Raw genomic sequence first — 11,239 nt, 5'->3', positions numbered from 1 at the left:
ATCTTTATTTAACGCGCAAGATCTTTTTTAACTTTTTTGTTTGTTTGGTCAAATGATCCTCACCTTGTTTAAAAAACGATTAAATAAGTTATTAATTCGGCAATATAAAGTACTTGTAATCAATAGTAGACGTACTAATATAGCCACACGCTTACTTCCGAGCGTGAATTTATATTTTAATTTTATTTTTGAGAGTTCGATCTATGTCTTTTAATTCTTCTGTATTAATAACTTCAGCGATTGTTGCTGTTGTGGGTGCTATTCTTATTTCTGTTTTTAATATAGACGCTGGTTCAAGCGCTATAGTATTTGCAGTGGGTGCAGTTTTAGCTGGTGTAGTTTCTTCTTTAACTGGTAAATCTAGTGAAGGAAAAGCAGACACAACTACATTATATGTAGGTAACTTACCTTACCGTGCTAATGAAGGTAGTGTAAGAGAGTTGTTTAGCGAATACGGTAAAGTATTCTCTGTTCGCTTATTACGTGATAAACAAACTGGTAAACGTCGTGGTTTCGGCTTTGTTGAAATTGCAACGAGCGATAGTAAGTCAGTTATTGCTGAACTGAATGATTTTGAATTTCAAGAACGTGTTTTAAAAGTACGTTTGGCAAATGATAAATAAACAGCGTTAAATTCAATAAAAGGCTGCTGATTGCAGCCTTTTTTTGTCTGCTTATCCCCTTATGACGATATTTCACGTAAAATAGTGATTAATTCGTCTTTTAGGTTTCTTTAACTATGCCAATCCGCTCTATTGATCCAGATAACTACCATTCTTTATTAAGCGATAAGATCGATCTGATTAAAGATCAATTTAAACAATTTGATCTGACTACTATCGATACATTCGAATCTCCAAAACTTAACTATCGTATGCGTTGTGAATTTAGAGTTTGGCACGATGGTGATGATCTGTTTCATATAATGTTTGATCAACAAACTAAAGAAAAGGTGCGTATCGATCATTTTCCACCAGCGAGTTTATTAATCACTGAGTTAATGGATGATCTTTTAGCTGAACTAAGACCCAATGAGATATTACGTAGAAAGTTATTTCAAATTGATTACTTATCTACATTATCTGGTGAGGTATTGGTTAGTTTGCTTTATCACAAACAACTGGATGACGAATGGATTGCTGAATGTAAGGCCTTAAAAGCGAGATTAGAAACTAAATATAAAATCAATATTGTTGGAAGAGCACGTAAGTTAAAAGTAGTTTTGGATAACGACTTTGTCATAGAGCACTTAAATGTAGATGGAAAACAGTACATATATAAGCAAGTAGAAAACAGTTTTACTCAACCTAACGCCAAAGTATGTGAACAAATGTTAAGTTGGGCTAAAAATGCCATTCCTTATAAAGGAGATTTATTAGAACTGTACTGTGGTAATGGTAACTTCTCTTTAGCACTGGCTGATAAATTCGATAAAGTGCTAGCCACCGAGATCTCTAAACCTTCCGTTGCATCAGCTCAATACAATATCGAAGTTAATAATATTGATAACGTAAAGATTATTCGCATGTCTGCGGAAGAGTTTACCGAAGCTATGGAGGGTAAACGTAAATTCACGCGACTAAAAGATATCGATTTGACTAGTTATAACTGCGAAACCATTTTTGTTGATCCGCCAAGAGCTGGGCTTGATGACGATACGGTAAACATGGTGGCTAAATACAAACACATTATTTACATTTCATGTAATCCAAACACATTACATGACAATTTAACGGTATTAACTAAAACGCATAACATTGAAAAGTTTGCTGTGTTTGATCAATTCCCATATACCGACCATTTAGAATGTGGTGTGGTACTTACGCAAAAAGCGTTATAGTACAAACCAATACCTGCACAATTGAAAACAACAAGCCCACAAAATAGTGGGCTATTTATATTTATTGCAAATAACCGCTAACTAGTTATTGATTAGTCTTTTTGATTTTAATGGGATCCGATCATGTGAGCTATAAACGTGCAATTTTTGTTCTTTTGAATCTAATAAATACGCGTCTAGCTCCACTGAGAACAAACTCGAACTTGGTACTATCTCTAAAATCCCTAATTCACCTAAGTTTGCACTTAGTAATGTTTGGTTACTTAGGGCTAACAGCTTCTTGCTTTGATCTCTACACTCACCATCGATATAAAGCTTCATGCCATCTAACCAACGATTCACTATCTTAATTTTATGATTTTGTATCACAAATCTAAACTCTTTTAACATTACACAATTCCTTATACGTATTTAAAATAAAAAACGTCCGACTGATATACCTAACGCAAATACATATATAGCTAATGTAATAATAGCTAATACGATTACACCAGGCTCTTTTAATATTGAAACGTCGTTATTCTCGGTATCTAAATTTTTCATCAAGTCACCTTTACCAATCCATTTTACTTTTTAAAGATTATTAATAAACATCACTAATGCAGCACCAATTACAATTCCACTTAATAGTGTCACTATAAAATTCACTACTTTAGAAACTCCTTCCTCACTCTCAGCCGTAATTTCAACAACTGGCGTTTCAGGTATAATGATTTCAGATTGTTCTATTTGAAAAACAGAAGCCAATGCCATTACAGTTTCATTTGCTGCATTACCATAACGCTCCACACGTTGAATAGTGCGTAAACTCACTCCACAAGCATCGGCTAAATGTTGTTGCGTCCAATTTCGTTCGGTTCTTTGGTTTTTTATTAACTCTGCATTTATTTCCATTTTTTTAAGTTCCTTTACAGAGTTAGTTAGAGAAGTAATCTAAAATTAGTGTCATCAACCAATATCCACAAATTGCACCGGCTATTGTGTGTAAACCAATAAACCACTTTGCTTTTTTCTTGTTCTCTGTGTACTTAGGTACTTGTTTTTGTGTTTCGAGGTGAACCCCATTTTTTATTAAAATACAGTGCAATTCACTGGTTAGAAGGCTCACCATATTAAATTCCAACTCATAACTATCATTATTCAATTTAAAAGTATGGATTGATTTCTTGGTTACACTCCATTTACTGCTAACCAATTTGCCATCTACAAATACTTTTTCTTTTCCCGATTTAGCCGAACCCCATGCGTGTATTTCATGCCCTTCAACATTAAACTTATAGTTAAAGCCTTTACTGAATATCGAAAGTCCGCCAATTTTTTCGACGTCTTGATTGTCGGTTTCATTCACGTTTTGATTAATATCGTTATGGTTACTCATTTTTCGTATCCTTTTTCTTGGTCAATATGTGTTTGTAAATTTCGAGACCAAGTACAACAGAAATTTTGAATATGGGTGATGACAATACAACGACAGTCATACCGTTTGTCATACGACATAGAACGAGTGTCACTTATGACAGCATGATGTCACATAGTATCAAAGCCTTTAAAAGTGGGGGATTACATTAAAGTATCAATTTTGAATGACGTAACGCCTCTGATCCTTTTGCAACATATCTTAACTGCTGTACAACCTTTTCGGCTAATTGCAGGCGTTTACTTTTGCCTAAATCTAATGCTTCAGCACCCGCATTAAATACTAATGTCACTAATGCATCGGCTTCATAATATGCCGCTAGATGATTCGCACTGGTTTTTGCTTCAATATAGTCAGACAATTCTTCCACAAAATGTTGCAACTCTCGTTGTACCGCTAAACGAAACGCTTTAGATGTGCCCGAACGTTCACGTAGCAAAAGTCTAAATTCGTTACCGTTAGTTTCCATAAATTCCATAAAGGTCGTTACGGATGTTCGAACAATACTGCCGCCACCGGCTTCTATTCTGGCACGCGCTTGTCGCATTAATTGTCTTAAAGTTAATCCTGCTTCATCTACTAAAGTTAAACCAAGCTCATCCATATCTTTGAAATGTCGATAAAAGGACGTTGGTGCAATACCCGCTTCTCTGGTGACTTCACGTAAACTTAAATTAGCGTAACTTTGATCAGCACTAAGTAATCGAAAAGCAGCATCAATAATCGTTCGGCGTGTTTGTTCTTTTTGTTCAGCTCTGGTTTTATTGATTTTACTCATAAATTCTCTACTTGGTTTTACAATTTAGCTAACACTTGTACTCTTAATGTAATATTAAAGGTTGCTTTTATATTAATCATCTTTAAAATTCAGCGCACACATGTAAGCTAAAAAAAGATATTATGAAAAACAAACCACCTATTCTCTGGACCAATGTTCTCGTTTTCTTGCTCACCTTTTTGGTAGCAGCTATTGGTGTTCCAGCCTATGCCTACTTCTATGGATTTGAAACTGTACATTGGGTCGCGACTATCCTGACACTTGGTTATGCAGGTATGTCTATCACTATAGGTTATCACCGCTTGTGGGCACATAAAACCTTTGAGGCGCATCCTATTTTACAGTTTATTCTAGCACTAGGCGGTGCTTTTGCCTTACAAAACAGTGCATTACATTGGTCTTCAGACCATAGAGTACACCACAAATTTGTTGATCAAAACGACAAAGACCCATATTCCGCGAAAAAAGGGTTTTGGTACAGTCATATAGGTTGGATGTTAAGAGATTATCAAGGTGATAGTTACTCAGATTATTCTAATGTTAGAGACTTACAGAAAAATAAAGTAGTGATGTGGCAACACAAACATTATTTGGCTCTTGTGATTGCAATGAATTTTGGTATCCCACTTATATTAGGTTTTATCTATAACGATATTATGGGCATGTTACTAACCGTAGGCGTTTTAAGATTAGTACTTAGTCATCACTTCACTTTCTTTATTAACTCTTTAGCCCATATTTGGGGATCACAACCTTACACTGATAAAAATACCGCCCGTGATAATGGCGTATTAGCTTTTTTAACTTATGGTGAGGGTTATCATAATTACCACCATATTTTTGAAACTGATTACCGTAACGGAATTTTATGGTGGCAGTTTGATCCAACTAAGTGGTTTATTAAAGGATGTAGTTACCTTGGTTTAACCAAAAACTTGCGCAAAGTACCTGATGTTAAAATTGTTGCCGCTAAACTTAAAATGCAAAAATTCAAAACAGAAAATAAGTTATTGGCAAAACCAAATCACCAAGAACTGATTGCTAAATTAGAAGAAGAATACCAACAATTAATTGAACGAATTAAATTGTATGGCCAAGTTCAAAAAGAATATTTAATGGCTAAAAAACAGAAAATGTCAGACGCTGCATTTACCGAAATTAAACAAAATTATAAACAACTAAAACAGCAAATTACTGAACAACAAAAACAATGGCAACAGACGCTTTTACAGTTAGCGTAAACTATTAATGTTGATGAAATCAGCTGATACAGCAAAAAAGCGACATTAAGTCGCTTTTTTTGTACTTAAAATAGGCTACATCATTAATAAAGCTTGGACTATTGAGTAAAAGTTTTTATGATTCATATATCTACTAGCAGAGACAAGGCTTAATCGTGACAGCAAAAAGCAAATCAGCTCAAAAAGTGCAATCCCAGAAAGTACAATCAGAACCAAAGTACCAATATGACGCTATCGTTATTGGCACAGGTCCAGGTGGTGAAGGTGCCTCTATGAACCTCACTAAAGCTGGTAAAAAAGTTGCTGTAATTGAAAAGCATAAAGAAGTTGGCGGTGGTTGTACCCATTGGGGAACTATCCCTTCAAAAGCGCTTCGTCATTCTGTTAGTCGTTTGATTGAATACAATTCAAACCCTTTATTTAGCCGTTCAGAAAAAGCTGAATCGTTAACATTTGAAAGCATTTTAAAACATACAACTACCGTCATTAACGATCAAGTTAAGTTACGTGGTGGTTTTTATAATCGAAATGACGTAGCTATTTATCATGGTTCAGCCACATTCATTGATGCACATACTATCGAAGTAACTTTATTAGATGGTTCGGTTGAGCGTTTAACCGCTGAGAAATTTGTTATTGCTTCAGGTTCAAGACCATATCGTCCTGCCGATGTTGATTTCACCCACTCACGTGTTTATGACTCAGATACGATTTTATCTTTAAAACATGAACCTAAAAGTGTCATCATTTACGGTGCTGGTGTTATTGGTTGTGAATACGCTTCCATCTTTAGAGGTCTAGGTTGTAAAGTTGATTTAATCAATGGCCGTGATCGTCTGTTATCTTTCATGGATGCAGAAATGACCGACTCGTTAAGCTACCATTTCTGGAATAGCGGTATCGTTATTCGTCACAATGAAGAATATGAAAAGATTGAAGGTACGGAAGACGGCGTGATCATGACATTAAAGTCTGGTAAGCGCATGAAAGCCGATTGTTTATTATTTGCTAATGGACGTACCGGTAATACAGATTCGTTAAATTTAGAATCAATCAACCTCAAAGCCAATTCAAGAGGTTCGTTAGCGGTGGATTCTACTTATAAAACTTCTGCTGATAATATTTATGCCGTTGGTGACGTGATTGGTTACCCAAGTTTAGCAAGTGCAGCCTATGACCAAGGCCGAATTGCAGCAGATTATATGTTAGGTTTAACTACTGAACGTAAACTAATCGAAGATATTCCAACCGGTATTTATACCATTCCTGAAATGTCATCAGTGGGCAAAACTGAACAACAACTTACCGCGGCTAAAATTCCATATGAAGTGGGTAGAGCATCGTTTAAACATCTTGCCCGAGCACAAATTGGTAGTAGTGCAGTGGGTAGTTTAAAAATTCTATTTCATTGCGATACCAAAGAGATACTGGGTATTCATTGTTTTGGTGAGCGCTCAGCTGAAATCGTCCATATCGGTCAAGCCATCATGCAGCAAAAAGGGGAAGCAAATACTATTGAGTATTTCATCCATACCACCTTTAACTATCCAACCATGGCAGAAGCGTATCGCGTTGCTGCATTAAATGGTTTAAATAGATTATTTTAAGATCTGATAATAAAACTAAAACCGCAGCATAAACTGCGGTTTTCTTTTATGGATAACGTCAACCAACTCATCAATAAAATCAAAAAATGTACTTTGTGCAGCGCGGATTTACCTTTTAAACCCAATCCTGTTATACAAATTTCACCATTCGCTAAAATCTTAATTATTGGTCAAGCACCCGGATTACTCGCACATCAAATATCAACACCTTTTAAAGATAAATCCGGTGAACGTTTGCGGTTGTGGTTAGGAGTGAGTGAACAACAGTTTTACGATGAGACACAATTTGCCATTATGCCTATGGCGTTTTGTTACCCAGGTAAAAACAAACAAAACTCAGGCGATGCCCCTCCGCCAAAAATCTGCCAACAAACCTGGCATCAATTATTACTGAAGCAACTCACGCAAGTTAGATTAACCATTGTTATTGGACAGTATGCAGCTAAACAATATGTAGATGAGTTTACTAACTTAACGAACGCTATTGAGAAGAACACAGAAACTAACAAAGACATGGTGTTATTGCCTCACCCTTCTGGACGCAATAATATTTGGTTGGCAAAAAACAAATGGTTTGAAACAAAAACGCTGCCAATAATAAGGCAGCGAATTAAAGATATTCTGAGTAATTAACGCTAACTCAGTTATATCTTATTTGTGAAAGGCAGGGCTATATTCCACAACGGACTCAAAAAATACACCGGCATTTTCTGGTGTCACATCTGGGGTAATACCGTGACCTAAGTTAAATACATGACCTGTACCACTGTCACCATAATCGGCCAATATTGTTTTCACTTCTTGACGAATTCGCTCTGGAGTCGCGTATAACATGGCAGGGTCCATATTGCCTTGTAACGCAACTTTATCCCCTACTCTGCGTTTAGCTTCAGCGATATTGATAGTCCAATCTAGACCTAATGCATCACAACCTGTTTCAGCCATCATTTCTAACCATTGACCACCATTTTTTGTAAACAGAGTCACAGGTACTTTACGGCCTTCATTTTCACGTGTTAATCCGTCAATGATCTTGCTCATATAGTTTAATGAGAAGTCTTTGTAATCACGAGGGGTTAATACACCACCCCAAGTATCAAAGATCATTACTGATTGTGCACCCGCTGCTATTTGAGCATTTAAGTAACTTGTTACAGATTCAGCTACTTTATCCAATAGTTGGTGCATTAGTTTTGGATCTGAATACATCATGCCTTTAATTTTAGAGAAGGTTTTTGTGCTGCCGCCTTCCACCATATAAGTGGCTAATGTCCAAGGACTGCCAGAAAAACCAATCAAAGGTACTTTACCGTCTAACTCTTTACGAATAGTACGAACCGTGTCCATCACATATCTAAGTTCTTGTTCTGGATCCGGAATACCAATTTTATTCACATCGGCTGCGCTACGTATTGGCGATTTAAAACGTGGACCTTCGCCCGTTTCAAAATACAAACCTAACCCCATAGCATCTGGAATGGTTAAAATATCAGAAAATAGGATAGCTGCATCTATTGGATAACGACGCAATGGTTGCATGGTTACTTCGCAAGCCAATTCTGGGTTTTTCATTAAAGACACAAAATCACCAGCAATCGCTCTTGTCGCTCGATACTCTGGAAGATAACGGCCAGCTTGTCTCATCATCCATACTGGAGTACGGTCAACTGGTTGTTGTAATAATGCTTTTAAATATCGATCGTTTTGTAATACTGACATTGTTCCCACCCTAAATTTTCAACGGCGAGATTTTATCACCATAACGGCTTTGTCTCTATAGAAACAAATGATCTAAAAAGATATTTATTTATTCGAAATCAATCAAAGGTTAATTGTTGCACTGCCGAAATGCCTTTGTTATAAATGTACCGCGCTCAAGAATAACGATAAGAAGCTTTAAGCTCACGCGCTAGAAAATTTGACCACTCCTAGGAGTGGTTTTTTCTTTTCTGGGGTTTACCACTTGTAAATAACCTATTGCGCTAACTTCATCATTCTTTTTGTTTGCGCGATTAACTGCCCCGCAATTGATTGAATTGGTGCGGTATTTGGCATTGAATCCACGGTAAACCAGTCAGCTGACAAAATTTCTTTTTCGCACAGTACTAATTCGCCCGAGTCATACTCTGCGGTAAAACCGACCATTAATGAATGTGGAAATGGCCATGGTTGGCTACTAAAGTATTTTAAGTTTTTAACTTTAATCCCAACTTCTTCAAACACTTCTCTGTGCACCGCTTGTTCAAGTGTTTCACCACTTTCTACAAATCCTGCCAAAATACTCATTTGTCCTGGTTTATGATGTACACCTTGGGCTAGCAGAATTTTATCTTTATTCCGGATTGCCACAATAATACAAGGGGAGATCCTAGGGTAACATCTGTGATTACAAGGTTTACAAAGTGTCGCCAATTCCCAATCTATCAAACTCATTTTATTGCCACACTGACCACAAAATTGATGTGTTGTTAAAAACAAATCCACTTGGAATGCTCTTGCGACAAACTCAAACTTCTCTGGTTGATCAAACAATACCGTACGAAAGCCAAAAAACTCAGCCTCATGCTGTTTAAATTCATCATTTGTGATTTGTAATAAATAGACTGTCGTCCCTTCGAACACACCAATTTCATGTACATTTTCTGGAGGGGTAAATGGCAATGCTAAATCGGCAAAAACGCCACAAGGAATATTATTACTAGGCTCTGGTAAATAGACTTTATGGTTAGCAATAATACACCACCAGCCTTCTAACTCTTGATTGAATTTAATACTATGTTGAATCATGGTTTGTTCCTGAGATTGTTATGCAAACCCATAAAATAATTAAACTGATAAATGTTAATTTCACTGACATGACATATACTTAACACATTATTTTGAAAATATATTGATCTTTTATGCTAGATCATTTGTTATAACAAAGCAGTAAACTATTTTAGAAGGTAATTGCATGTTAACCCGTTTGGAACAAACACAACAGAAGTATGGTGGCTCGAATAAAATAATTGATTCGTGGTTAGCCGAACGACAAGAGTTATTAGTTAAATATTGTAAATTAGCCGGTCTTCCTCCTTTTCAAAAAGAAGCAAAAACTCTCCCAGAAAACAAGTTAGTGAATAGCTTTTGCCAGATCTTGATTGACTATTTATCTGCAGGTCATTTTGAAATTTACAACGACATAGTAAAACAATGTCAGCAACATGGTCCAGACAGCGCGGCATTAGCGGATCAAATTTATCCTCAAATTACGGCGACAACCGATGACTTAGTTAGCTTTAATGATAAATACTCGGCATTAGATGAAAACTCAAATTTAGATGGTTTTGATACAGACTTATCGGTAATAGGTCAAATTTTAGAGGCTAGATTGGAATTAGAAGATCAACTCATCCATACGTTATATTCGAAACACAGCTAAGGTTTCAGGTTAAAATAAATCCAACAAAAAAGGCGCTATCAGCGCCTTTTATATTTTATAACACACTAAATGTTTAGTGAGTTTTAACAATGTCCAACAACTCAACTTCAAAAATCAGCGTTGAGTAACCCGGAATTGAAGAACGGCCATTTTCGCCATAAGCTAAGTTATAAGGAATATAAAACTTATACTTAGAGCCAACTGGCATATGTTGTAAACCTTCAGTCCAACCAGGGATAACTTGGTTTAAACCAAATGTTGCAGGTTCGCCACGTTCAACAGAAGAGTCAAATACACTGCCGTCAATAAACGTTCCATGGTAATGCACAGTAACTTGATCCGTAGCCGCAGGTTTTTCGCCTTCAGCATCCGTAATCACTTCAAACTGTAAACCAGACTCAGTAACAGTAACGCCATCTCGTTTAGCATTTTCTACTAAGAATTTCTCACCGGCACCTTGTGCAGCAGCAGATAATTCTTTTTGTTTATCCATGCGACGTTGCTTAACATCAGCTTCAAGCGCCATCATCACGGTTTTAATTTCATCTTCAGTTAACTGAATATTTTCAGATAATGCGTCTTTAATACCGCCTAATAACTTCTCTTGGTCTAAAACAATGCCAATCTCTGCATTCTTACTTAGGTTGTCATTTAAGTAACGTCCCATAGACGCACCTAACGCATAACTTTGTTTGTCTAAATCTGTTTTAAGTTCAACAGGTTTTTGTTCTGCATTTCCGCACGCACTGATAAGGCTAATCGCAGCTGCTATAACCGAAAGCTTAATCGCTTTTCTCATTATTTACTCCATAGTTAATATAAGATTCGCAGCAAATTTAATAAGAATACTCTTTCATAAAAATCTAATGCTACAATTTTGGTTCCGAAGTGGCCTATACTAGCGAGTATCGCCCTAAAGAAAAACCTAAAAAACA

The 11,239-nt window shown here is 36.4% G+C and carries 14 protein-coding genes; 6 read left to right on the top strand and 8 right to left on the bottom strand.

Features of this window, described 5'->3' with window-relative positions; translation table 11 throughout:
- The first annotated feature begins 203 nt into the window (after positions 1–203).
- Both RT723_RS06195 and trmA read left to right on the top strand, forming a co-directional pair.
- Positions 204–623, top strand: coding sequence for an RNA recognition motif domain-containing protein (locus RT723_RS06195; RefSeq protein WP_216055065.1), 420 nt, complete (start codon positions 204–206; stop codon positions 621–623).
- Positions 624–739: 116 nt separating this feature from the next.
- Positions 740–1,840 (top strand): tRNA (uridine(54)-C5)-methyltransferase TrmA, encoded by a 1,101-nt coding sequence (gene trmA, locus RT723_RS06190; protein WP_315946299.1) that lies wholly within the window; start codon positions 740–742, stop codon positions 1,838–1,840.
- Positions 1,841–1,921: 81 nt separating this feature from the next.
- Here the strand turns inward: trmA and RT723_RS06185 are convergent, their stop codons facing one another.
- From RT723_RS06185 to fabR, 5 genes are all read right to left on the bottom strand, one after another.
- The gene (locus RT723_RS06185; RefSeq protein ID WP_315946298.1) at positions 1,922–2,230 is read right to left on the bottom strand and encodes a hypothetical protein; all 309 of its coding nucleotides are present in this window, start codon (positions 2,228–2,230) and stop codon (positions 1,922–1,924) included.
- Positions 2,231–2,251: 21 nt separating this feature from the next.
- A complete protein-coding gene (locus RT723_RS06180; RefSeq protein WP_315946297.1) occupies positions 2,252–2,383 on the bottom strand; it encodes a hypothetical protein in 132 nt (43 codons plus the stop codon).
- A gap of 30 nt (positions 2,384–2,413) precedes the next feature.
- A complete protein-coding gene (locus RT723_RS06175) occupies positions 2,414–2,734 on the bottom strand; it encodes a helix-turn-helix domain-containing protein (protein ID WP_315946296.1) in 321 nt (106 codons plus the stop codon).
- A 22-nt stretch (positions 2,735–2,756) separates the two neighbouring features.
- Entirely contained in the window at positions 2,757–3,218 is a 462-nt protein-coding gene (locus tag RT723_RS06170; RefSeq protein WP_315946295.1) for a hypothetical protein, read from the bottom strand.
- Positions 3,219–3,405: 187 nt separating this feature from the next.
- Complete coding sequence (gene fabR, locus RT723_RS06165) at positions 3,406–4,026, bottom strand: HTH-type transcriptional repressor FabR (RefSeq protein ID WP_315946316.1); 621 nt, start codon at positions 4,024–4,026, stop codon at positions 3,406–3,408.
- A 131-nt stretch (positions 4,027–4,157) separates the two neighbouring features.
- On the opposite strand from fabR, the gene RT723_RS06160 reads away from it, so the two are divergent.
- From RT723_RS06160 to RT723_RS06150, 3 genes are all read left to right on the top strand, one after another.
- A complete protein-coding gene (locus RT723_RS06160) occupies positions 4,158–5,276 on the top strand; it encodes a fatty acid desaturase (RefSeq protein WP_315946294.1) in 1,119 nt (372 codons plus the stop codon).
- A 185-nt stretch (positions 5,277–5,461) separates the two neighbouring features.
- Positions 5,462–6,883, top strand: coding sequence for a Si-specific NAD(P)(+) transhydrogenase (sthA, locus tag RT723_RS06155; protein WP_216055436.1), 1,422 nt, complete (start codon positions 5,462–5,464; stop codon positions 6,881–6,883).
- Positions 6,884–6,931: 48 nt separating this feature from the next.
- Complete coding sequence (locus RT723_RS06150) at positions 6,932–7,516, top strand: uracil-DNA glycosylase family protein (protein ID WP_315946293.1); 585 nt, start codon at positions 6,932–6,934, stop codon at positions 7,514–7,516.
- 18 nt (positions 7,517–7,534) lie between these two features.
- On the opposite strand, the gene hemE is transcribed toward RT723_RS06150, so the two are convergent.
- Positions 7,535–8,602 carry a uroporphyrinogen decarboxylase gene (hemE, locus tag RT723_RS06145; protein WP_315946292.1) on the bottom strand — a complete coding sequence of 356 codons (1,068 nt, stop codon included), beginning with the start codon at positions 8,600–8,602 and terminating at the stop codon, positions 7,535–7,537.
- A 255-nt stretch (positions 8,603–8,857) separates the two neighbouring features.
- Complete coding sequence (gene nudC, locus RT723_RS06140; RefSeq protein ID WP_315946291.1) at positions 8,858–9,670, bottom strand: NAD(+) diphosphatase; 813 nt, start codon at positions 9,668–9,670, stop codon at positions 8,858–8,860.
- Between the two features lie 166 nt (positions 9,671–9,836).
- On the opposite strand from nudC, the gene rsd reads away from it, so the two are divergent.
- Positions 9,837–10,304, top strand: a complete 468-nt coding sequence (gene rsd / locus RT723_RS06135) for a sigma D regulator (protein WP_315946290.1) — start codon at positions 9,837–9,839, stop codon at positions 10,302–10,304.
- 73 nt (positions 10,305–10,377) lie between these two features.
- On the opposite strand, the gene fkpA is transcribed toward rsd, so the two are convergent.
- Positions 10,378–11,103, bottom strand: coding sequence for an FKBP-type peptidyl-prolyl cis-trans isomerase (gene fkpA / locus RT723_RS06130; protein WP_315946289.1), 726 nt, complete (start codon positions 11,101–11,103; stop codon positions 10,378–10,380).
- Between the last annotated feature and the right edge of the window lie 136 nt (positions 11,104–11,239).

It is taken from the genome of Psychrosphaera aquimarina (assembly GCF_032461525.1).
Taxonomy (GTDB): domain Bacteria; phylum Pseudomonadota; class Gammaproteobacteria; order Enterobacterales; family Alteromonadaceae; genus Psychrosphaera; species Psychrosphaera aquimarina.
The sequence above is the reverse complement of the archived record's forward strand: the minus strand, read 5'-3'. Positions and strand labels throughout refer to the sequence as shown.

Excerpts from the sequence above, each read along its gene's own strand:
- RT723_RS06195 (WP_216055065.1), top strand. The coding sequence starts at position 204 with ATGTCTTTTAATTCTTCTGTATTAATAACTTCAGCGATTGTTGCTGTT.
- trmA (WP_315946299.1), top strand. The coding sequence starts at position 740 with ATGCCAATCCGCTCTATTGATCCAGATAACTACCATTCTTTATTAAGC.
- RT723_RS06185 (WP_315946298.1), bottom strand. The coding sequence starts at position 2,230 with ATGTTAAAAGAGTTTAGATTTGTGATACAAAATCATAAAATTAAGATA.
- RT723_RS06180 (WP_315946297.1), bottom strand. The coding sequence starts at position 2,383 with ATGAAAAATTTAGATACCGAGAATAACGACGTTTCAATATTAAAAGAG.
- RT723_RS06175 (WP_315946296.1), bottom strand. The coding sequence starts at position 2,734 with ATGGAAATAAATGCAGAGTTAATAAAAAACCAAAGAACCGAACGAAAT.
- RT723_RS06170 (WP_315946295.1), bottom strand. The coding sequence starts at position 3,218 with ATGAGTAACCATAACGATATTAATCAAAACGTGAATGAAACCGACAAT.
- RT723_RS06160 (WP_315946294.1), top strand. The coding sequence starts at position 4,158 with ATGAAAAACAAACCACCTATTCTCTGGACCAATGTTCTCGTTTTCTTG.
- RT723_RS06150 (WP_315946293.1), top strand. The coding sequence starts at position 6,932 with ATGGATAACGTCAACCAACTCATCAATAAAATCAAAAAATGTACTTTG.
- hemE (WP_315946292.1), bottom strand. The coding sequence starts at position 8,602 with ATGTCAGTATTACAAAACGATCGATATTTAAAAGCATTATTACAACAA.
- nudC (WP_315946291.1), bottom strand. The coding sequence starts at position 9,670 with ATGATTCAACATAGTATTAAATTCAATCAAGAGTTAGAAGGCTGGTGG.
- rsd (WP_315946290.1), top strand. The coding sequence starts at position 9,837 with ATGTTAACCCGTTTGGAACAAACACAACAGAAGTATGGTGGCTCGAAT.
- fkpA (WP_315946289.1), bottom strand. The coding sequence starts at position 11,103 with ATGAGAAAAGCGATTAAGCTTTCGGTTATAGCAGCTGCGATTAGCCTT.